General features: G+C 61.0%; 13 protein-coding genes. 12 read left to right on the top strand and 1 reads right to left on the bottom strand.

Features of this window, described 5'->3' with window-relative positions; genetic code table 11:
• Positions 1 to 165 precede the first annotated feature (165 nt).
• A complete protein-coding gene (locus C0398_08295) occupies positions 166 to 1,746 on the top strand; it encodes a hypothetical protein (GenBank protein MBA4365978.1) in 1,581 nt (526 codons plus the stop codon).
• A 117-nt stretch (positions 1,747 to 1,863) separates the two neighbouring features.
• On the opposite strand, the gene C0398_08290 is transcribed toward C0398_08295, so the two are convergent.
• Entirely contained in the window at positions 1,864 to 4,380 is a 2,517-nt protein-coding gene (locus tag C0398_08290) for a hypothetical protein (GenBank protein ID MBA4365977.1), read from the bottom strand.
• 259 nt (positions 4,381 to 4,639) lie between these two features.
• On the opposite strand from C0398_08290, the gene ftcD reads away from it, so the two are divergent.
• The 11 genes from ftcD to C0398_08235 all read left to right on the top strand — a co-directional run bounded on the left by ftcD (position 4,640) and on the right by C0398_08235 (position 22,945).
• Complete coding sequence (ftcD, locus tag C0398_08285; protein MBA4365976.1) at positions 4,640 to 5,533, top strand: glutamate formimidoyltransferase; 894 nt, start codon at positions 4,640 to 4,642, stop codon at positions 5,531 to 5,533.
• Positions 5,534 to 5,559: 26 nt separating this feature from the next.
• Complete coding sequence (locus C0398_08280) at positions 5,560 to 6,858, top strand: imidazolonepropionase (GenBank protein ID MBA4365975.1); 1,299 nt, start codon at positions 5,560 to 5,562, stop codon at positions 6,856 to 6,858.
• Positions 6,859 to 6,926: 68 nt separating this feature from the next.
• Positions 6,927 to 8,069, top strand: coding sequence for a glycine cleavage system protein T (gene gcvT, locus C0398_08275; GenBank protein MBA4365974.1), 1,143 nt, complete (start codon positions 6,927 to 6,929; stop codon positions 8,067 to 8,069).
• A gap of 24 nt (positions 8,070 to 8,093) precedes the next feature.
• On the top strand, positions 8,094 to 9,263 hold the full coding sequence (locus tag C0398_08270; GenBank protein ID MBA4365973.1) for an aspartate aminotransferase: 1,170 nt from the start codon (positions 8,094 to 8,096) through the stop codon (positions 9,261 to 9,263).
• 12 nt (positions 9,264 to 9,275) lie between these two features.
• Complete coding sequence (locus C0398_08265) at positions 9,276 to 10,106, top strand: transketolase (protein MBA4365972.1); 831 nt, start codon at positions 9,276 to 9,278, stop codon at positions 10,104 to 10,106.
• A gap of 1 nt (position 10,107) precedes the next feature.
• Entirely contained in the window at positions 10,108 to 11,079 is a 972-nt protein-coding gene (locus tag C0398_08260) for a transketolase (protein MBA4365971.1), read from the top strand.
• 222 nt (positions 11,080 to 11,301) lie between these two features.
• Positions 11,302 to 12,342: a hypothetical protein gene (locus C0398_08255; protein ID MBA4365970.1), complete on the top strand. Its 1,041-nt coding sequence runs from the start codon at positions 11,302 to 11,304 to the stop codon at positions 12,340 to 12,342.
• The gene (locus C0398_08250; protein ID MBA4365969.1) at positions 12,342 to 13,547 is read left to right on the top strand and encodes a hypothetical protein; all 1,206 of its coding nucleotides are present in this window, start codon (positions 12,342 to 12,344) and stop codon (positions 13,545 to 13,547) included. The genes C0398_08255 and C0398_08250 overlap by 1 nt, the downstream gene beginning before the upstream one ends.
• On the top strand, positions 13,544 to 15,208 hold the full coding sequence (locus C0398_08245; GenBank protein MBA4365968.1) for a hypothetical protein: 1,665 nt from the start codon (positions 13,544 to 13,546) through the stop codon (positions 15,206 to 15,208). The genes C0398_08250 and C0398_08245 overlap by 4 nt, the downstream gene beginning before the upstream one ends.
• An 819-nt stretch (positions 15,209 to 16,027) precedes the next feature.
• The gene (locus tag C0398_08240; protein ID MBA4365967.1) at positions 16,028 to 19,900 is read left to right on the top strand and encodes a hypothetical protein; all 3,873 of its coding nucleotides are present in this window, start codon (positions 16,028 to 16,030) and stop codon (positions 19,898 to 19,900) included.
• Between the two features lie 84 nt (positions 19,901 to 19,984).
• Positions 19,985 to 22,945: a hypothetical protein gene (locus C0398_08235; GenBank protein MBA4365966.1), complete on the top strand. Its 2,961-nt coding sequence runs from the start codon at positions 19,985 to 19,987 to the stop codon at positions 22,943 to 22,945.
• Positions 22,946 to 22,970 lie beyond the last annotated feature (25 nt).

Here is a 22,970-nt window from a genome sequence, read left to right as displayed (position 1 = left end):
CGTACAGCAGTACTACTGGCAGAATCCATCCCCCGACGGCATCGCCGTCGGGGGATGTTGCTGTCGGGGGGCTTGCAAACGGCGCGACCTCATCTAAAATGACGCTAGAGTCTCAGCGTATACGATGGATACGGCTGTGCACGTTTCAGCCGGCTGCTTCGAACCATGAGACGACCTGGGAGGAGAGAGATGTTCAGACTGCGTCCTGCACTGCTGGCAGTTCTGCTGGTGTTCGTGCTCGTATTCTCGGCGTTTGGTGGTATCTTGCCCGCGAGGGCCGGTGAACTGGCGGATCTGGGCTTCGAAGACGGCACGCTGGATGGCTGGATCGTATTGGCCAGTCCTGATGCCGTCAGTGTATCTGCTGCTGATGCATACACTTCGCCGTACTGGGGAGACTACATGGCCGTGCTCGGGACTCCGGCTACAGGCAATGCAGCGCAGCCGCTCGGCGCGAACTCGATTGCCAAGACGTTCACCGTCCTTACGCCGACCATTGCGTTCGCGTACAACATGTTCACCACGGACTACGCCCCGTATGACAGGCTGAGCTACGTCGTGACGCTATCGTGGCAGGGGACCGTGATCGCGCAGTTCTCCATGACTGCTTTTGGACCACACGGCGGATTCACTGTCTCGACGGGATGGCGGGAGGTGAACCTGGACCTAAGCCTCTACAGAGGGCAGGATCTCACTATACAGATCGGTGCCGGTGGAACATTGGACACGGTCTTGCCCAGCTGGGCTTACTTCGACATGAGGCCTGTGGTTCCTACTATTGGTGACATGATGGGGCCGGTCATCCGGCTGCCTGGGCTTGACGCGTCAGCAGGGGTTTCTGCTGATGGCTCCAGCGCAACTCGTCGGTACACCCTCGTGACAGACGTCTATGATGACTCCGGGTGGGCAACCGTCGATATCCTGCAGAACGGCGTGGCTGTAACCAGCGGCGCCGGTGTCGGCTGGCAGACATATGGCCTTGCCTTGTCGGAGGGGCCCAACGACATCGTACTTGTTGCCTCGGACGCATTCGGCAACACGACCAGCCGGAGCGCGAAGGTCTACGTCGACAGTACACCTCCGGATGTCGTGCTGAATGACGTTCCTCGCCACACGTCCAGTGCGTCTGCAATCATCAGTGGCATCGTGTTCGATGCCGGGTCTGGGCTCTTATCGCTGACAATCGACGGATTGGAGGTGCCCATCGCGGCAGACGGTGGTTTCACGTACGACACCCCCCTGTCGCCGGGCAAGAACACAAGCTCTGTGACTGCCACCGATGCTCGAGGCAACACCCGTACCTGGACAGTCGAAAGCGAGCGTATCATGGCCGCCGGCGGGCGACATGTGGCGCTGAACGGCTGGCTGCGGGTTGGTGATACGCTGGGGATGCTCGAAGGCGTCTCGTTCCCCATGGATGCCGCTCCCGTCATCAAGAACGGCCGCACCCTCCTTCCCATCCGTGCCCTCATCGAGACGCTGGGCGGCAAGGTCACCTGGAACGCGAAAACACACACTGCGATTGTATCGCTCGGAGAACGCTCTGTAGTCCTCGAGATCGGCAAGGGCACAGCTCTTGTGAACGGCAAGCCTGCCCCGATCGATGCAGCGAACGCCAAGGTCGTCCCGGAGATCATCGGCAGCCGCACGTTCCTTCCCCTGCGCTTCATCGCCGAGAGCCTTGGCCTGGAACTGACATGGGATGCGGCGACGCAGACGGTGTCGTTTGCCTACTGGCCACAGTAGTAGCTCGCTGATGGCGGGTGACCGGACTCCCGGTCGTTCGCATGAGCTTACCAAAAGACCCCTCGCAGAAAGCGAGGGGTCTTGTCGTTTCCTGGTATGTGTGGTCTGCTGAGGCGCCTAGGGCGTCTTGAAGCGATAGAAGGCGGGGCTTTCGATGTCTTCGCCGGCGCCGGCCAGGACTCGCCAGAAGTAGGTTGCTCCTGACTCCAGGGTTCCAGGTGAAAGGGCAAACTGCTGTGTGTCGCCTCCCTTTGGCATCACGATGACGCTCAGGACCTGTTCGAGTTCCGTTTCCTTCGTGCCCTTCCCGATGTACACGCGGTACCATGCTGCTCCCTGCACGGTACTCCACTGCAGGGTCGGCGAGAGCGTCGTGAGGACGACCCCGTCTGCAGGACTCAGCAGATGAGGTTCCAGGATGTCGATGACCGCCGTCAGGTTGATGGTGAATACGCGACTGAGGGACCAGTTCCATGTATCGCCCGTTTTGCTCCAGCCGTCCGGCGTTCCCGCGATGACATTCCACCGATAGGCGATGCCCGGTTCGAGGACACCGGCGGGGACAGTGAGTGATGTGCCCGTGACCACTACTTCGTACACCTTCGATTCACTCGTTCCCTTGTCGATCCACACATCGTAGCGTGTTGCTCCGGCGACCACCTGCCATGTGAGCGTCGGGTTCAGGTACGAGACGATCGCCTTTGGCAATGGGCCCAGGAGCGCAGGAACGCCGATTCCTGCCGAAATGGCTATCGTGAAGGAGCTGTCGGGACTCCAGAGGCTACTCACGCCCGAACTGTTCTCGACACGGACGTTCCATATGTACGTGGAGCCGGACTTGAGCGTTCCGGCAGGTATGGCCAGCGACGTCGTGGCCGATGAACCGGTAAACACCTCGTCCTGGTCGGAGATTCCAATCCACACGTAGTACCTGTTTGAGCCCGGCAGGGCGGTCCAGAAGAGCACGGGTCCGACCGCCTTCACGGTGGTCCCATCGACAGGCTCGAGGACAGTGGGTGCGGGTGGCTGGACGATGGAGGCGCTCGTCGTGAACACGCGGGTCGAGGACCACGGTCCCCATCCGTGTTCATTTCCTGCCCGGACGTTCCATGCGTAGCTGGTCGCGGGTTTAAGGATTCCAGGCTCGATGACGGGGTTGGTGTAGGAGATGATGTCGTCGAAGAGCAGGGTGCCGGAAGCATCACGACCCACGACGACCCTGATCTCGTACCTGGTGGCACCGGCAACCGCATTCCAGTGGAAACTTGGCCTCAGGTTCCCGATCACTGCGTCGGCGACTGGCTCATCGGGCAATGGCTTGTTCAGGGCCTGCAAGCCGGTTCCCTCGCGTTCGGTGACTTCGCGGATCGTCCACGAGCTTGTCCGGGACACAGCTCGAATCGTACCGGCAAAGACGGACGGGAACGTCCCGGTCGCAGGCTTGATGTCTGTCGTGACCATGCCGAGGACCTCCCCGAAACTGTCGAGCACGGGGCAACCCTCCACCGCGTTATCGGCGGAGCCTCTCACAGAGAACGTCCCCGGTCCAACGCCGTTGACGACGCCTGTGACCGTGAACTGCGGAACCCCGGCGATGACGGGCCCCACCATGACGACGTCCTGGTTGGGCTGCGCACTCTGCCCGCTCGCGAGAGCGAGTGATGCGATGGGCCTGTCACCAGAGGCGCGGATCAAAACAGTGTCCATCGCGGTATCATAGCCGAGCACGCGGAGGTCGGAACGTTGACTGCCGTCCGACAGTGTGATCGTGCCATCGACTGCGCCCTTCATGATCTCATAGGTCGTCACGAACACACCGGAAGGGTCAATGCAGAAAGCGCCGGCAGTGCCACGGGTTCCGTCGACGTACGTGACCGTGATTCCGGCTACGGCAGGCGTTGCACGCTTGACGATTTCGGCTGGCGACAGCGGAAGGTGGACTACAAATCGTCTCGCCAGGGAGACAGGACCGGTCGTCGCTCCGCGCACCGCAGTGACGGTCCATGAGTACTGCCCGGCGGTGAGGACGGCGCTTGATGGGATGAGCGTGCTGGTCGTGCTGGTCCCCCGGTAGATCTCCTTACCGTCACTGCTGACTGCAAGGCTGTATGACGTCGCTCCCTCGACGGGCGTCCATCGGAAGGCAACCGTCGTCGAGGTGAACAGTGCGGCGTCTGTCGGCTCCAGCAGGCTGGGAGCCGTCAGTGCAGCGGGGGCGACGAAGGTCAGCGTCGCGGTCCTGGTCGCCGCATTCCATTCGACCGTCCCTCCCAGCTGTTCACCGACGAACCGGAGGGGAAGCATCGTTCGTCCAGCTATGATGAATGGAACGACAGTAGCGTTCTGAGGATCGATGGGAAGCGTGGCGCCATTGACCGTCGCTATGCGGTTGCCGATCGTCAGGCCCATGGTGACCGCACCCGCGGCGATGGTGACCGTCCGCGTCGCTGCGTTCCATTCGATGGTGCCGCCGATCGCCTCGACGACTGCCCGTATCGGCAGGAGCGTGCGGCCCCCGACAATGACGGGAATCGTGCCGCTGGCATCGATAGGGCGTGTTGTGCCGTTCACGGTGATGTTGGGGTTACCGATGGTCAGGGTGATGACCGTTGTCTCGGCAGCCGCCGGCCGCATGCTGCCTGCGGGGCAAGAAGCCAGACCGAGCGTCATGATAACTGCCAGCAGAACACGGATCCTTCCATTCATGGGCTGCCTCCATACCGGGTTACGAGATATGCTGCAATTATTGTACCGCGGTACGGCATGTCGTGCAACTGGCCGGCGGGAAGCGTGAAAGCCGCTGTCTGTCGCCAGTGCGACGTGTTTTGCTTGCGCACGGGCGCAGGTGGGGGTATACTGTCAACCGTTCATCGGGTGTACCTTGGGAGGTGGCGTGAAAAAGGTCATAGAGTGTGTTCCCAACATCAGTGAAGGCCGGGACACCGATAAGATCAAGACCATTGCCGGCGTCATCGAACGACCGGGGGCGAAGTTGCTGGACCTGTCGTCCGACCCCAATCACAACCGGACCGTCATCACGTATGCGGGTGAGCCCCAGGCTGTTGCCGAGGCAGCATTCGACGTGGCCAGGGCGGCAATCGAAAGCATCGATCTGACGCACCACCAGGGCGAACACCCCCGTATGGGCGCTGTGGACGTCATCCCGTTCATCCCTGTCGCCGGCGTAACGATGGCGGAATGCTGTGAAATAGCGGAGCAGGTAGGGAAGCGTATCGGTGAGGAGCTGAACCTGCCCGTGTACCTGTATGCGGAGTCGGCCAGGGTACCGCAGCGCTGCAAGCTGCCCACCATCCGTGAAGGTGAGTTCGAGGGCTTTGCCGCAAAGATCAAGGACCCGGCATGGCAGCCAGACTTTGGCCCTGCGGAACGCCATCCGACAGCAGGCTGTGTCGCTGTGGGAGCCCGCAACTTTCTCGTTGCCTTCAACGTGGACTTGGACACCAGCGACGTCAAGATCGCCAGCCGCATCGCCAAGAGCATGCGCGAGTCGTCGGGTGGTCTCATGAACGTGCAGGCAAAGGGCATTTTCCTCGAAGACAAGCAGAGGGCGCAGGTGTCGATGAACATCCTCAATTTCGCGACGACACCGTTGTACCGCGTGTTCGAGCTGGTCAGGATGGAGGCCGCCCGCTACGGCGTCGGCATCGTCGCAAGCGAACTCATCGGCCTGGCTCCGGCACAGGTGTTCATGGACGTGGCATCCTACTATCTTCAGTTGCCCGGACTGACCAGGGACGCCCTGGTCGAAACACGAATCTACGAGTAGTGTCGAAAGCACGAGAGGAGAACGTCATGGCACAGCCGATCATTGCAGACCTGGTTATCCGTAATATAGGTGAGCTACTTACGATGAAGGGCGTGGACGATCCTGTCGTTGTACCTGCTGCGGGGGACCTGGGCATCATCAAGCGTGGCGAGGTCGCCGTCAGGGACAGGAAGATCCTCTACGTGGGGGCCAAGGACGGCGGTTCCTACGTCGTGGGCCCGCAGACGATGATCATCGACGCCGAGGGCAAGGTCGTGTGCCCAGGGTTCGTCGATTCCCACACCCACGCGGTCTTTGCCGGCACGCGCGAGGACGAGTTCCTCATGCGTCAGCAGGGAAAGTCCTATGCTGAGATTCAGGCCGCGGGCGGCGGCATCGTGAAGACCGTCCGGGCAACGCGCATGGCCAGCGAAGAGAAACTGCGCGAAGCGCTCAAGCGCAACATCTTCAAGCTGTCGCGCTATGGGTCGACCACAGCGGAGATCAAGAGCGGCTACGGCCTGAACACCGAGGAGGAGATCAAGCTGCTGCGCGTCATCAAGGAAGTTGCGCTGGAAACGGACATCCTCATCGTCCCGACCCTGCTGGGGGCGCATGTCGTCCCTCCCGAATACGTCGCCAGGCGCCACAAGTACGTGGAACTCGTCGCGAGGGACATGGTCCCCATGGTCCACGAGAACCATCTGGCGGTCTTCGTCGACGTGTATGTGGACCAGGGGGCATTCACGATCGAAGAGGCTCGCGACATCCTGACGGCCGCCCGTGACCATGACATGCCGCGCAAGCTCCATGCCGACGAGATGGCGGATGACCGCGGTGCCGAGCTGGCAGCCGAGATGGGATGTGTCAGTGCCGATCACTGCATCTGGACCAGCGAGAAGGGCATGAAGGCCATGGCGAAGGAAGGCGTTGTCGCAACCCTCATGCCGGGCACTGTCCTGTCGCTGGGACGCACGAAGTTCGCGGATGCACGTGGGTTCATCGAGCACGGCGTTCCGGTCGCTCTAGCGACGGACTACAATCCGGGGACCTGCATGTGCCCCAACATGCTGCTCATCATGGCACTGGGATGCCTGCACATGAAGATGACCGCCGAGGAAGTCATGGTCGCAGCGACCATCAACGGCGCCGTGGCAGTGAATCGTGGCGCACAGACCGGTTCGCTGCGCGAGGGCAAGGATGCCGACCTGCTCGTCCTCGATATCGATACCTACAAGGAGCTCCCCTATCGTTTCGGGGAGAACTTCGTCCGGTACGTCGTGGCTGGGGGAGGAGTCATCAAGGCTCCCAAGGTCTTCAAGAAGAAGTATTTCCAGGAGTGTTAGCGCGCCATCCGGGGCAGAATCTTCATACAGCGCCTGTCCTGCGGCGAATCGAAGCAGAGGAGAGGAACATGGCACAGGTATTGCGTACGCCGCTGTACGACGAGCATGTGAGACTCGGTGCAACGATGGTCGAGTTCGCGGGCTACGAGATGCCGATTCAGTACACGAGCATCATCGAAGAGCACAAGGCCTGCCGCACGGCCGCGGGACTGTTTGATGTCTCGCACATGGGCGAGATCGAGGTCGAAGGACCGGATGCCGAGAAGTTTGTGAGCTATATTGCCACGTGGAATGCAGCCCTGCTCGAGCCGTACGAGATCAAGTATGCCGAGTTCCTCTATCCGGAGGGGACGGTCGTCGACGATTTCTTCATCTACAAGTATAGTGCGACGAAGTTCCTGTTGGTCGTCAACGCCGGCAACTACGAGAAGGACCTCGCGTGGGTCATGGGCCACAAACTGGGGGACATCACCATCACCGGAGCGACGGCTACGTACGCCGAAGTGGCCCTGCAGGGGCCGGCAGCAGAGGATATCCTGAAAGGCATGACCACCGCAGACATCGTGGGCCTGGCGTACTTCCACTTTCTGGAGACCACCGTTGCTGGACGCAAGTGCATCGTGTCGCGCACCGGTTACACAGGCGAGGACGGGTACGAGATCTACGTTGCTCCTGCAGAGGCATCGTACCTGTGGAATGCGATCCTGGACGCCGGCAAGCCGTTCGGTTTGCTGCCCAACGGACTGGGCGCGCGTGACACGCTGCGCTTCGAAGTGTGCTACTGGCTGTATGGCCATGACCTTGACAACACCATAGCGCCACTCGAAGCCGGGCAGAACTTCGTGATCAGCTGGGATCATGACTTCGTGGGCAAGCCCGCACTGCTGGCCATGAAAGCGAAGGGCGTCCCGCGCGCATGGATCGGCGTGAAGATGAACAGCAGGGCCATCCCGCGCAACGGGTTCGACTGCCTGGCAGGCAGCCCCGAGATGCCCGTCAAGATCGGCTACGTGACCAGCGGCAACTACTGCCCGACGCTGGGTGGGTCGTATGCTCTGTGCATGGTGGAGAAGGACGTGGTGAAGGTCGGCGACACGGTGTACATCCCGATTCGCGGAAGGGCCGAGGCAGGCATCGTGGTCAAGCGGCCGTTCATGCGGCCCAACGCCGGCCACAAGCACGACAGGTGCACGATCGCGCGTGAGCGCTGAATCATCTGCAGGGAGGTAGAGGACATGCTGAAAGTAACGAAACGTGTGCAGAGGGCTGGTGGCGAAGGAGCCTTCGTCGTCATGGCCAAGGCGCAGGAACTGGAACGCCAGGGCAAGAGCATGATCTATATGCAGATCGGCGAACCCGACTTCAACACCCCCGAGAACATCAAGCAAGCCGGTATGCGGGCGATCGAGCAGAACTACACCCACTACTCGCCCACCATGGGCCGGATGGATTTCCGCAAGACCATTGCCGAGTACATCAGCAGGACCCGTGGCGTCCCAGTCACGGCGGAAGAGGTGCTGGTCACCCCAGGCGCCAAGGACGTCATCTACTCGTCGTGCATGACCCTGCTCGAAGACGGCGACGAGGCGATCTACCCCAATCCGTCGTATCCTATCTATGAATCATGCATCAACATCTCCGGCGCCAAGGCCGTGCCCCTCCCGATCCTCGAGGAGAAGGACTTCGGCTTCGACCGCGACACGTTCGTGAAGCTGATCTCGCCGCGCACCAGGCTGGTCGTCATCAACTCGCCTGCCAACCCCACCGGCGGCATCATTGCGCGCGAGGACCTAGAGCTGGTTGCCGAGATGGCCAGGAAGTATGACTTCTACGTCCTGTCGGACGAGATCTATTCGCGTCTGGTGTTTGAAGGCGAGCATTTCTCCATTGCGTCGCTCCCCGGCATGAAGGAGCGCACGATCATCATGGACGGCATGTCCAAGACTTACGCCATGACCGGGTGGCGCCTGGGCTACGCAGCCGGGCCGCGCGACCTCATCGAGTGGATGTCCAAGGTCATCGCGAATACGGCATCCTGCACCGCTACGTTCACCCAGATGGCAGGCATCGAAGCGCTGACTGGCCCGCAGGACGACGAGGAGAAGATGCGGCAAGAGTTCCTGGCCCGCCGGGAGATCATTGTCGATGGGCTCAACGCCATCCCCGGCGTCACCTGCCGCAAACCGCACGGCGCCTTCTACGTCTTCCCGAACGTCAAGAGCTTTGGCCGCTCATCCCAGGAGATCGCCGACCACCTGCTCTACAACGCGGGCGTCGCCTGCCTGGCCGGGACCGGCTTCGGCTCGTTCGGGGAGGGGTACCTCCGCTTCTCGTATGCCACGTCGCGCGAGAACATCGCCCTTGCGCTCGGACGGATCCGTACGGCCCTGGCCGAACTGAAGTAGGAACGAGCAGCCATGGAGACTCTGCTGACGATCCAGGAACTGAAGCACCTTGCGACCGAGATCCGCAAGGACACGCTTCGCTCCATCACGGCCGCCGGTTCAGGGCATCCGGGCGGCTCGCTGTCGGCCGCCGACATCATGACGGCCCTCTACTTCCGGGCGGCCAACCTGACGATGCCCACCGACCCCGACCGTGACCGCATCTTCTGGTCCAAGGGGCACATCGCGCCACTGCTGTACACCCTGCTCGCCTACAAGGGCTTCTTCCCGAAGGACGAGCTCCTGACGCTGCGCAAGTTCGGCTCACGCCTGCAGGGACACCCCAAGAAGGGGAGCCCGCCCGGCGTCGAGACGTCGACGGGTTCTCTTGGCCAGGGACTCTCCGTCGCCGTTGGCTGTGCCTATGCCGCCCGGTACGACAAGCTGCCGGTTCGTGCCTACTGCCTCACCGGCGATGGCGAGCTGCAGGAGGGCCAGATCTGGGAGGCCCTGATGGCAGGTGCGCACTTCAAGCTGGACAACCTGTGCGTCATCGTCGACAACAACGGACTGCAGATCGACGGCAAATGTTCCGAGGTCATGTGCATCGATGACGTTGCGGCCAAACTTCGCGCGTTCAACTGGCATGTCATCAGCATTGACGGCCACGACATGGAGCAGTGTGTGAAGGCGCTTGAAGAGGCGAAAACGGTCAAGGGACAGCCCACTGCAATCGTCGCTCATACCATCAAGGGCAAGGGCGTTTCGTTCATGGAGAACGTTGCCGGCTGGCATGGCAAGGCGCCGTCCCAGGACGAGCTGGCCCAGGCCATCCGCGAGCTGGACGCACAGGGGGGTGAGTGACATGGCGACTGCACACAACGACGTTTGCGGCACCCTCGAAGGCAAGGCGACGCGCTTCGGCTACTCGGATGCCCTGCTCATGCTGGGCAAGGAAGACCCGCGCGTATTCGTTCTCGACGCGGACCTCGCTAAGTCGACTACGACGGACCGCTTCAAGAAGGAGTTCCCCGAACGGTTCATCGACTGCGGCATCGCCGAGGCGGACATGGTGGGCATCGCCGCGGGGCTGTCGCTGATGGGCAAGGTGCCGTTCACGTCGACCTATGGCACGTTCATGGTCGACCGGGCGCTTGACCAGATCCGGGTCACCGTCGCCTATGCTGAGCTGAACGTCAAGATCGTCGGCGCACACGGCGGCATCAGCGTCGGCCCCGACGGGGCGACCCATCAGGCGCTTGAAGACTTGGGTATCATGAGGATGCTGCCACACATGACCGTCATCAACCCCTGCGATGTGAACGAAGCCCGCAAGGCCACGCTGGCGGTCGCCGCCATGCAGGGCCCGGTGTTCATCCGGCTTGGCCGCGAGTCCGTGCCGATTCTCACGGACGATGCGACGCCATTCGACATCGGCAAGGGCATCACCTTCGAAGACGGCGACGACGTCACCATCGCTGCGACCGGGTACATGGTGTACGAGGCTCTGCTCGCGCACGAGGAACTGAAGAAGCAGGGCATCCATGCCCGCGTCCTGAACATCCACACCATCAAGCCCATCGACCGCGAGCTCCTGCTGAAGGCTGCCCGTGAGACGGGCGCCGTGGTCACCGCAGAGGAGCACCAGGTCATGGGAGGATTCGGCTCCGCAGTTGCGGAAGTGCTGGCGCAGGAATGCCCGGTGCCCATGGAATTCGTCGGCATCAAGGACCGCTTCGGCGAATCCGGCACCCCTGACGAACTGCTCACCGCGTTTGGCTGCCGCCACACCGACATCGAGGCAGCAGTGCGCAGAGCGTTGAGGCAGAAGAAGTAGTGCCGCCTATGACTCCCTGATTACCTGGAGCCCGAGCCATGCGCCGGGGCTCTTCGCTTATGCCGGGGGCGGCACGTGATGGACGCGGACTCTGGGTCCATGTGAATATGCGGCTGTTGATACTGCAGGCGCCACCCGTATAATTGCAGGGATGATGTCTGGGAGACTCTGAAGTCGCCCGGCGTCCTTGTCATCCAAGCCATCCTGCAAAGGAGTCGAAAAATGTCGCAGAAGAAAAATGGCAAGTACGTAGCGCCCAGGCGTCGCTCGCCCCTCGTGTGGGGCGCCGTCGCGCTGGCGGTCATCATAGCCCTGTGGATTACCGGTGTCGTGGTCGTACGCGGGCACGGAGATCCAGCTGGCCTCGTTTCGTCGGAAGGAACCAGCGTTGCCGTCGAGAAGGTGGAAGATCTTCCGGACCGCCTCGGCCAGCTTGGGTCGTTCCCGCGGTGGAAGGTTACGCGGGACGGTGGTTTTGCAGGCTACGTCTACACGTTCCCGCTTGGCAACTCGACTCCGTCGGTGCTGGACCGTCTCCTGCTTGCCCCGCGTGATGTGGAATTCGCTGTCTACGTGGACAACCTGTATGCAGTCCAGGCGATGCGCCAGCTGACTCCGCGCTGGCCCCAGTCAGCAACCTCTTTTACCGAGCAGTACGTGGGAACTAACCTGTATCAGCTGATTGGCACCGACGACGACGAGACTTTTGGTGCTGGCGGAGAACTCGCAGGTCCTGGGCGACAGCTCATGCGCATGCTCGCCGGTTCCATCTACGTGGCCGATGTGGGCGAGGATGCGTTCAACAGGCTGGTGGCTGAACGGGGCACGCCCGGTCTACGGCTCGAGAAGCCTTTCCCCACGTTCAGAGCGACCAGCACAAGTGGACAGGCGCTGGAAACGGCCGGCCTCAAGGGCAAGTACACGGCCATCGTCTTCAGCCAGCCGACGTGCGGATCGTGCTACCAGGCAGCCATGAAGCTCCTCACAACGCTCAAGACAAGGACTTCCGGATGGAACGTGATTGCCGTCGCGTTTGGAGAAGCCGAGATCGACCCGGTGAAGCGGTTTGTCAAGGAAGCCGCTGAGCAGGGAGCCCAAGTCATTATCGACCCGGAGCGCGCCATCGGGAAACAGATGCGACAGGTCGAAGCTCCTTATGCAGTCCTCCTGGACAAGGAGACGAACGTGGTCTTCAGCGGCGGCGCTCTGGCTCAGAATGGTGTCTATACGGTGCTCGAAGACATCCTGAAGGGCTCACAGTGATGAACCGCAGAAGGGTTGTCTGCATCGCTGCCCTTCTACTGATGGCGGTACTGCCGGGGTCCATTGTGGGCCTCTCTACAACTCAAGCAACCACTGCGGGCGGCACAGCGACCGATGTATCCATCGTGTACTACTATACGGAAGGGTGCAGTGAGTGCCAGGCTGTCGAGCAGCTGCTCGAGTCGCTGAAAGGGAAGTACTCGTTCACCGTCGTCCGCAAGTACGACGCGCTGGACGTTCAAGGCTCGAAGGTCCGTGCGTCACTGGATGACCAGTACGGCGTTCCCGAGGAACAGCGTGGTACGGCCCCGACCGTCTTTGTAGGCAAGACCGCGCTGGTGCGCGAAAAGGCTATCCGTGCAGGACTCGAGAATGCCTTTGCCACGACGGATGCCGAGGGGAACGTGTGGCTTTCCGCGGCCCTGGCGACCGCAGACAAGGGCGGATCGTCGGCAGAGGACGCGTTCCGGACGTTCAGCGTGCTGACTGTCATCGGGGCGGGACTGCTGGACGGCGTGAACCCATGTGCGTTCGCGACGCTCATCTTCTTTATCTCGTACCTCATTATGCGCAGTAAGAAGAAGCGGGACATCCTGCTGGTCGGCGCGGCATTCGGAGCTGGCGTCTTCCTCGCCTACTTCCTGGCGGGGCTGGGTCTGTACAAGTATGTTGCCCAGGCGACGTGGTTCTTCGCAATCGCCCGGTGGTTCTACCTGGTCATCGGCATATTCGCCCTGGTCATCGCCGCGCTCTCGTTCCGTGACGCATATCGCGTGCGGCATGGCAGGCTCGAAGACATGAGCCTCCAGCTTCCTGCACGGCAGAAACAGGCCATCCACGGGCTCATACGCAAGACCGCCAACACCGGGTTCCTTGCGACGAGCGCATTTCTCATCGCATTCCCCGTGTCGCTGTTCGAGTTCCTGTGCACGGGACAGACCTACCTGCCGACCATCGTGCTCATCTACAGCCAGAGCGCTCTGCGGGCAAGGGCGACGCTCCTCCTCGTCATCTACAATCTGCTGTTCATCCTTCCACTGCTCATCATCACGTTTGTGGCGTGGCTCGGCACGACGAGCGAGAAGATGACGGGCTGGCTGACGAAGAACACTGTCGTCGTCAAGATCGCCACGGCTGTGCTGTTCTTGCTGATAGCGGGGTTCCTGCTCGTGCGTGCGTTCACACTTCTAGGGGTGATCGGATGAAGAGAGTCATTGCAACAGTCCTTGTGACGGCACTTGTGTTTTCGGGCTCTGTCTTGAGCTGGCGCGTGCCACGGGCGTCTGCGCAGTCTTCAGGGGGATGGCAGGTGCTCAAGCTCTTCTCCTCGGGCGTCACGGCTGCGGCAGGCGAGGATGCTGGCGGTGGTCTATGGCTGGTCGCGACGAAGGCAGGCGTGTACGGTTCGCCCAACGGCGGCACGTTTGCCCGGCTGTCCAGCTCGCTCGACGGGCTGGACGTCCATACGGCTGCCATCCTCCAGTCGGGACACTGGTTTCTTGGAACCGATGGCGACGGGCTGTACGTGTCCACCGACGGTGGTGTGTCCTGGAGACAGGACACGTCGCTCGACTGTGTCAACATCGCCCACATCCGGCCCGATCGCTTTCGTCCACAGAGGCTGTTTGTAGCTTCCCTGTGCCACGGTCTCTACTCGTCTACTGACGCGGGCTCGACGTGGAAGGGGATGGGGAAGGGTATAGCCACGTTCTTCGTCACCGACATCGTCCAGCCGCGCGCTGGTGTCCTTGTGGTGTCGACGCGGGACAAGGGGCTGTACCGGTCGACGGACGACGGGGTTTCGTTTGCGACTCTCCGGGCGCCGGGAACGTCGTATGAATGGCTTGCTGCGGACAGTACCAAGGGCACGCTCTACGCGGGTAGTGCACGAAGCATCATCCGCAGTACGAATGGCGGCGACTCATGGTTGACTGTTACCCTGCCGGCCGGAGCGACAGTAACGGGACTTGCCGTCACCACACAGGGGAGGCTGGTCGTCGCTACAGCGGCCCAAGGGGTCCTGCTGTCCAAGGACTTGGGAACGTCGTTCGTTCGGCTTCGCGCCGGTTCGTCCAGCATATCGATCACTGCGCTCGGCCTTGTGGGTGGGGCGGCCTTCTTTGGGAGTGCCGAGGGTGAGCTGGGCACTTGGACGACGTCGGAACCGTTTCTCTGTCTTTCGGCGGCCGAGGTTCAGCTGGGGACGGTGCCGGGCAACCAGCGCAGGACCTCCAGCCTGACGGTGACCAATGCGGGCGAAGGCACGCTGTCGTGGCGGCTCGAGAATCTGCCCTCCTACCTGACAGCGACGCCTGCGGCCGGGAGCACGTCGGTGAGGTCTGTGGTCGCGATCTCCGTCGGCCCCACGGACATGAGCCCCAAGACGTATCAGAACCTGGTGCGGGTCACGTCTGACGGGGGCGAGCAGTTTGTCACCATCCGTTTCGAGATCACTGAGGCTGCGCCTGTGCGCATCGACCTGACCGTCGGTTCGAAGACCGTGCTGGTCGGAGGAGTGAAGGTCGCACTCGACGCACCCGCGTTCATCGACGCCAAGATCGGGAGGATGTTCGTCCCCGTCCGGATGATCAGTGAGGCATTCGGAGCCCAGGTGACGTGGAACGAAGCTCAGCAGAAGGTCTGGCTCAAGCTCGAAGCGACCACTCAGCACCCTGCAGCCCTCATCGTCCTGCACATCGGGGACAGGACGGCACAGGTGAATGGCAGGGCTGTCCTCTTGGAAGCCGCTCCCCGCATCACGGGGAGCCGCACTTTCGTACCTCTCCGGTTTGTGGCTGAGGCCTTCGGTGCGGACGTGTCATGGAATGCGACGACGCGGACGGCAACCATCCAGTTCATGCCATAGGCTGTGGGGTGTCGAGGATCCCGGCTGCTGGGTAAGAAAGGACACATTGTTAGGGCCTTGATGGGGTTGTCTGCCTCCGTCATTCCCGCGAAGGCGAGAATCCATCACTTTACTCGTCATTCCCGCGAAGGCGGGAATCCATCCTTGCATCATGAAAAGTGAATGGACAGCTCTTCTGGAAACAGTTGGCACGGAGTGTGCACCATAAATGGTGGAAGAAGTGTTGTCCCCGCTCCTGCTTCTCGCTCTTCTTCCCGCAGTATCGCGCCTTGTGCAATGCTCTTGTGCGGTTCGCCTCGTTTCCGGCGGACATTCGGTACTGCTGCGACGCGCATTGAAAACTGAAGGGCAAGATACCATGAATTACACGGACTGAGTAATCGTTACACGGTCCGATTCCCGATAGCGGCTTTTCTCACGTACCACATCACCTATTCTTGGCACGACCCGCGTTCTCGTATCTCAGCTTTGTTGCTGTTTCGTTCCTGCCACATGCTTCAGGATCTGGCATCGTGACTGTTCCACTCGCCAGGCAGAACAAGGATGGTTCACCGCAGGATGCGGCGCACAGTGCGCGCGCACAACACGGACTCCTTTCAGGTTCCCTTCGGGAACCGGCCATACTTGGACGACGTGGGACAGTTCCCGTCATGACCGGCGTTCTGGTGCCAGGTCTCGGCAGGCGGCGGATCGGTCGAGGGCGTCTCTGCCGTTCCCCCGAGCACTTCTGTTCAATGCCCCCGAGTATGTTCTTCCAATACGAGGGGTGCTTCTGAGGGGAGTACCTGGGCAGAGGCAACTCGGAACATCCCCCCGAGGATGTTACTGTATCCGAGGGGTGTATTCCCCGAGGACTTTTGTTCAATCCCCCCGAGAATGTTACTGTATTCGAGGGGTGTATTCGGAGGGGCGCTTCTGAGGAACGGTCCACACCAGCGGGACTCCCGCGGCGCGCATGCGCGCGCCGAATGGTCGCATTCGACAACCTTCATCCAACCAATCTCGAAAGGAGATTACTCAATGAAGAAGTTCCTGTCTATTCTCGTAGCGCTCAGCATGGTCCTCTCGCTCTTCTCAGGGGCCATTGCTCCGCGCGCCAGCGCTGCCACTGCTGCCCTCACGGACACTGCCAAGGTCGCAACGCTGAAGTACTACAACCCCATTCCGACCGCGTTTGTGGCCGGAGGATACGTCCCGCTTGCGTCGCAGTACATCTATAAGATGGGCGACGTCATCCATGGCACGGTTACGTTCACCGATGTCCTTACTGGCACCCCGTATACCGTGGAGCTTCGACGCACTGACACTAACGCAGTGGTCGACAGCGTCACTGGTTTTGAAGTGACCGGTATCACGACTTACCCATTCCAGATCGGTACAGCGAACGTTTCTTATGATGGCACGTACAATGTGTATGTGGTCGAAGGCGTTGGTTCTCCGACCCAGGAGCCAGCAGTTTTGGTCAAAGAGGTCTTCATCCAGTACAACCTGACCTGGAAGACGAAGACCATCAAGAACTGCGCGGGCTTCAATACCATCGAAGGCTGGATTACTCGTGGCAACGGCCAGACTGTTCTCTCTGCCGTCACCATCGGCGTCACGTATCCAGGCGAATTCCTGGCTGCGACTTATGTCGTCGCCCCCATGTCATCTGGGCAGTTCTCGCTGACCTTCCCGGTCAACCCTGCTACCCAGATCGGCACGTATCGTGTGTTCATCCGCGACCTTTATGACACGCTCACTCCGGCGATCCCTGACAATGACGCGATGATCTACGAGACGCTGAGCAACATCCCGTCCGCCCTCGCCATCACCGCCGCCACCTACGGCAGCCCGATCCTGCTCTACAAGAGCCAGAACGGACAGCCGGTTGTCATCTCTGTCATGGACAACAACGGCGCTCCGGTCTCTCTTGCTGTCGTCACGGCTCTCGACACCTATGGTGTCAACGTGCTGACTTCTGCCACTGAGATCGCTCCCGGGTACTATCGCCTCATGCTCAACACGACGTCGGCTCCCGATGTCCGCATCAAGGCCACTGCGACCCTCTACATGACGGCTCTGACGACCAACATGGTTATCATCGGCCTGCGTGAGAAGAGTGCGTTCAACCCCTACCTCGACATCAACGTGTCGCAGTCACCGTGGTTTGACACCGCTGTCGGCCGCTACGTTTATGACACCCTGCCCTGCACCATCGGCAGCGGCCTTACCATCGATGTCGGTCACTGGGCAGTCGCCGATCCCGCCAACTGGCACATCGCCGACTATGACGTCACCGTCAACGGACCTGTCCGCTGGGTCTCCGGCGACCACTACGTCATCACCGGCGCCGGCAAGATCACGGCCTCCATCTCCATGACAGTCTGGGAGCGTATCGACCAGGACTGCCCCGACTGGGATCGTGAGATCTCCCATGAGGACATGTCCACCAATGCCTGCTGCCACACCTACACCAAGAACTTCGAAGTCTGCGAAGTCAAGTCCTGCGTGCTGGTCGGCGTGACGGTCAATGGCGCTGCCATCACCGACGCCTCCACCATCACGGTCGGCAAGACCGCTGACCTCGTCGTCAACATCACCGACCCAGGTACCGTTCCCGGCCTGTTCTGCGGCTGCAATACGAAGATCGTCCGCATCTACATGGTTGACGGCGCCGGCAACATCATCGAGGACGCTTTCACCGGCAAGACGTGGGGTGGCTCTACCGCCGACGTCACCGAGCTGTGGTACAACGGCATCGTCGGTTCCGTAGGTCTGTGGAACCCTGACCATACCGTCCAGTTCGAGGCCGGCAGTGACACGACCCTTGGCCTCAACGTCATCGACAATTGCGAGAAGCTGACGTTCAAGGACATCACGTTCAATTATGTCAACACCGGCGACTGTGACTATCACCTCGTCACAGAGGTCTTCGGACTGTACCGGACGTTCGACGCCTGCGGCACCATGGTGACGTCGTATCCGTTCATCTCCGAGACCATCGACGACATCAGCATCATGCCCGTCATCACCACGCTGACCACGACGGCCACCGTCTTCGAGATGGGGATCGACCCGACCGACATCCTTGCCGGCGTGCCCACCACCATCGAGATCACGGACCCCAAGTTCAGCACCGCCACTGGTTGGCAGGGTATCCACTGGTCCGGCAAGCTTGCCGGCATCAAGCTCAGCACGCTCGGCATCACGATGACCACCAGCACGACGAACACCGGCCTGAAGTTCACCTTCAGCTGCGCGTTCCCCATGGCTGGAAACCTTGTCATCACCGGGTACCAGTACAACGCTGACTGCTCGATCAAGGAAGTCGTCACCTTCACGCTCAAGGTCGTCATGCCCACCTTCGACGTCAAGATCGGTTTGCTCGACGGCTCGAAGATCGACAACGACCACATCATCACCACCGGCTTCGGTGAGCTCATCTACGTCACCGCCACGGATCCTCGTTCTGACGGTCATCACGACTTCTCGACCGACACGACGTGGACCCTCAGGGCCTACGCTGTCTACAACGCCTGCGGTCTTCCGACCTCGGTCGTCTGCTACAACGTTCCCGCCGGCTGCACCACTCCTTCACCGATCCAGGTCTACGGCTATGACAACCCCCACATCGAAGATGCTCCTCAGTTCGAGCTCTACTTCGTGACTGGCGGTTGTGCAGAACTGCTCGTTGACACCTTCACGCTTACCGATTCGACCGTCAAGGTGAGCCCGACGGACGTCGCATTCACGATTCCCGCGTCTGCGACCCACCTCGTGTTCTCCGTCAAGGATGCCCATGCACATGGCGCTCCTGGCGTCTCGGTCTCCATCGTGGGTACCACCAACAGCTCCGGCGCTTCAGGCTACTCCTTCGTTGCCGGTGCTGCCAAGACTGACAAGAACGGCGAAGCCGACTGGGCGTTCGTTCCTCCGTACAGTGGACAGTACACTGTCGGCGCGTCCTTCCCTGAGGCAAGCTGCGAGCTTCCGTGCGGCTGGTATGGCATCTCTGCTTCTGCCAAGATCACCGCAACCTACAAGGCTCCTGAAGTCGACACCACCGCCCCCGTCGTCAAGGTTGCTGACGGTATCGATGGCAAGACCTTCGTTGCTGCCAAGCTTGCCCTCACCGGCAAGGTCACCGACAACGTCGCTGTCACCCAGCTGTTTGTCGGTATGAACAAGGTTGATGTCCTTCCCGACGGTTCCTTCATGACCTACGTCATGCTGGCCGAAGGCGAGAACACCATTGCTGTCGTGGCCTACGACGCAGCCGGCAACAAGGGGACCCAGACCATCAAGGTCACCTACAAGCCAGCCGTCGACACCAGCACGGTCCTTGTCCTGACCATCGGTGCGGACATCGTTTCTGTCAACGGCAAGGCGACGTCCATCGACGCTGCCCCTGAAATCGTTGCCAGCCGCACGTTCGTTCCGATACGCTTCATCGCTGAGTCCTTTGGTGCCACCGTCGAGTGGCTTCCTGAGACTCAGGGCATCACCATCACGCTTGGGGACCATACCATTGGTCTTCAAATCGGCAACGCGACTGCGGTCATCGACGGTACCATCGTGTCCCTGTCCGCTGCTCCATACATCAAGAACGGCCGTACCATGGTTCCTCTGAGAGTCATCTCCGAGGCCTTTGGTGGCGACGTTGTCTGGGATCCCGCTCTTCGCACCATCACGATCACCTACACTCCGTAACGGATCGTAGCTGAGCAACACCCGTACACCGAGGCCCCTGCGCAAGCAGGGGCCTTTTTTGTTGTCCGGGCCACCAGGAACAACGTGGACACGGTTGAAAATCACATTGTGGAGCATATACTTGCAGTTGTAGAGACCGGAGGGGAGCTGTGCATCCTGCTGCTGACGTCTTCGGTCGAAACGGTTAATCAGGAGGTCACCATCATGACTCATATGCTCAGAAAAGCTGCCACGGTACTCGTGTGTTGCTGTTTGCTTGTTTCGATACGGCCGCGCGCGGCCAAGGCAGCTGTCAATGTCAGTGCCATCACCGCGTCACCGGCATCTGCCGGCTCCACCGCTTCGTATACTCTGCAGTTCTCTTCGAGCCAGGGATTGGCCGGTGCTGGTTCGTACATCCGCATCGAGTTCCCGGCGGGCTATTACGTCCCGGCGACGATCGCTGCGACGGCGGTCTCTGTGTCGGCTGGACAGTACAGCAACCCGGTCGTCAGCTCTGTGACTGTGTCTGGGGGTTCTGTGTTTGTCATGTTCAGCACGATCAACGCGTCCCAGTACCAGCCTCTTCTGGTGAGCCTGAGCACGAGTGCCGGCATCGTCAACCCTTCGACTCCCTCCAACTATCTGATCACTGTCTCGACCAGCTCCGACGGCCAGTCAGGGTCCTATCCGGTGACCATCTCGGTGGGCGGATCGGGCGGCACAGGCGGCACGACGTCGGTGCAGGTCACGCTCGACCCGGCTGGGTCCGGGAAGGCTGGCGAGTATGCTATCCAGTTCACGACACCAGACAATGGGGCTCTCATCGCTGCCCAAGGCGATTACGTGGACGTCACGTTTCCCACCGGGACCGTCCTTCCGTCGTCTATTACTCCCGGATCGGTCCTCATGAAGCAGTCATCGGTACTGTCGTCACAGGTGGCTGGCAACCGCCTTCGTCTGTACGTACCCGAACAGCTGGGGTTCGTTGCGGCTAACTCACAGTGCAACGTCGTCATCCTGCCCCAGGCGGGAGTTTTGAACCCCGAACAGCCTGGCATGTACACGCTGCAGGTATCTACGAACAAGGGCTTCTCGGGCATGTCGAACTCATACCAGGTCAGCGGCACGGCCATATCTGCCGTTTCGGTCACTGTCGACCCGGCCCAGCAGGGCATGAAGCCGCAGGTCGACATCTCGTTCGTAGTCTCATTCTCCGGAGCCCTGAAGGGGAACGTCGATCGAATATACATTCAGTTCCCTACCGAGATGGTTCTTCCGGCGACGCTGAACGTGTCGTCTGTCCGCGTCAACGGGACGCAGGCTGCTGCTGTCGGGTTCGTCTCGACAGGCAAGGCGGCAATCACGGTCCCCAATGACATCAGCGGCGGGGGCAGTGTCCGGGTCGTCATACAGTCCGGAGCTGGCATAACGAATCCACCGACGGTCGGGACGTACCGGGTGAATGTGAGCACGTCTCAGGACACGTCGCAGGTTGCAGGGTCGTTCCTCATTACAGCATCGCAGGTGACGGCCGCGACGGTCTCGCTGTCGAACCCGGGGGCCGCTCTCTCCACATCATATACTGTCGCATTCTCCACTGGTGCAGGAGGCAACCTGACCGCCGGCATCGATAGGGTCAGCGTGGAGTTCCCGGTGGGTACGACGATCCCGTCGTCGATTGCGGGCAACACCGTAACCGTCAACGGCCTTACGTCCTCGCTTGTCACGATTTCAGGAAGCGTCGTCAGCATTGTGGTTCCATCCAACGTTCCGACCGGTAGCCCCGTGACCGTCGTGTTCCTGGAGAATGCCGGGCTGAAGAACCCGGTCGGCACTGGGACGTACGTGGTCCGCGTGAGCACGACCAAAGAGACGACTCCAGTGTCGTCTGCCGGGTATGCCATTTCTGCTCTTCCGACGGTCTCGGCGACCGCATCACCCGTATCTCCAGACGGCAAATTGGGCTACTACGTCACGCGGCCGTCCATCACGTTCGTCGCGTCATCCCCGATCGACGCCAGCCCTATCGTGTACTACCGGTTCGACAACAACCAGTACGCCGTTTACGGAGGCACCCCGGTGCTCGGTATCGAAGGTCAGCACACGCTGAACTTCTATGCCGTGGACCGACAGGGTCACCAGAGCGTCGTGAGTTCGCTTGCTCTGCTCGTGGACACGGTCGCCCCGGTTCTTGGCATCTCCAGCCCGCAGGACAATGCCGTGCTGACTGGCCGGACGTTCGAGGTAAGCGGCACGACCGACGTGGGCGGGTCTGTCTCCGTGAATGGGACGGCGGTCGTGGTCGACGCGACTGGGGCGTTTAGTACCCAGATGACGTTGTCAGGAGACTCGGGGGCGATTGTCGTCCGGTCCACCGATGCGGCCGGCAACGCTGCGGAGAAGACCCTGCACGTTTCCTTCGACACGACCCCTCCAACGTTGTCGCTGACCACACCGAAGATGTTCGACAAGGTGTACAAGCTTCCGCTTGCTGTGACGGGGCGGGCAGAGGCCGGGTCGACGGTGACTGTCAACGGAGCGACTGCTCCAGTTCAGCCTGACGGCACGTTCGAGACGTCGGTGGGTCTGCTGCCCGACGGTGCCAGCATCATCACGGTCATCGCTACAGATGCTGCCGGCAATGCGACGACACGGACGGTGTCCGTGTCCTTCCTCAAGACGACCATCATCCGGATGCAGATCGGCAAGCTCGACGCGCTGGTCAACGCGGAATCGAAGCGGCTTACATCGGCTCCTGTCATCAGGAACGGCAGTACCCTCGTTCCCCTGCGGTTCATTGCCGAGACCCTGGGCATCACGCCATCGTGGGATGCCGTCTTCAGTATCGTCGACATGAGCGTCGGTGGACATCAGGTCCGACTTCAGATCGGAGTACGGTTTGCGGGCGTCGACGGCAAGCGCGTCAGTCTGGATGCGGCACCTGTCATCATAGACGGCGTCACCATGGTTCCCCTGCGGTTTGTCTCTGAAACCATGGGTGCCGACGTCATGTGGGATGCTGCCACCCGTACCGTGACCGTCATATATCCGAAGGGGTCGTAGCTCGTGCGAGGAGGTCCTGTGTCTA

Origin of the sequence: Coprothermobacter sp. (genome assembly GCA_013824685.1) — a bacterium.
GTDB lineage: Bacteria > Caldisericota > Caldisericia > Cryosericales > Cryosericaceae > Cryosericum.
The sequence above is the reverse complement of the archived record's forward strand: the minus strand, read 5'-3'. Positions and strand labels throughout refer to the sequence as shown.

Excerpts from the sequence above, each read along its gene's own strand:
- C0398_08240 (MBA4365967.1), top strand. The coding sequence starts at position 16,028 with ATGTTACTGTATCCGAGGGGTGTATTCCCCGAGGACTTTTGTTCAATC.
- C0398_08290 (MBA4365977.1), bottom strand. The coding sequence starts at position 4,380 with ATGCGGCCGGCGGCTGCCGAGACAACGGTCATCACCCTGACCATCGGT.
- C0398_08260 (MBA4365971.1), top strand. The coding sequence starts at position 10,108 with ATGGCGACTGCACACAACGACGTTTGCGGCACCCTCGAAGGCAAGGCG.
- C0398_08270 (MBA4365973.1), top strand. The coding sequence starts at position 8,094 with ATGCTGAAAGTAACGAAACGTGTGCAGAGGGCTGGTGGCGAAGGAGCC.
- C0398_08250 (MBA4365969.1), top strand. The coding sequence starts at position 12,342 with ATGAACCGCAGAAGGGTTGTCTGCATCGCTGCCCTTCTACTGATGGCG.
- C0398_08280 (MBA4365975.1), top strand. The coding sequence starts at position 5,560 with ATGGCACAGCCGATCATTGCAGACCTGGTTATCCGTAATATAGGTGAG.
- gcvT (MBA4365974.1), top strand. The coding sequence starts at position 6,927 with ATGGCACAGGTATTGCGTACGCCGCTGTACGACGAGCATGTGAGACTC.
- C0398_08265 (MBA4365972.1), top strand. The coding sequence starts at position 9,276 with ATGGAGACTCTGCTGACGATCCAGGAACTGAAGCACCTTGCGACCGAG.
- C0398_08255 (MBA4365970.1), top strand. The coding sequence starts at position 11,302 with ATGTCGCAGAAGAAAAATGGCAAGTACGTAGCGCCCAGGCGTCGCTCG.
- C0398_08245 (MBA4365968.1), top strand. The coding sequence starts at position 13,544 with ATGAAGAGAGTCATTGCAACAGTCCTTGTGACGGCACTTGTGTTTTCG.
- C0398_08295 (MBA4365978.1), top strand. The coding sequence starts at position 166 with ATGAGACGACCTGGGAGGAGAGAGATGTTCAGACTGCGTCCTGCACTG.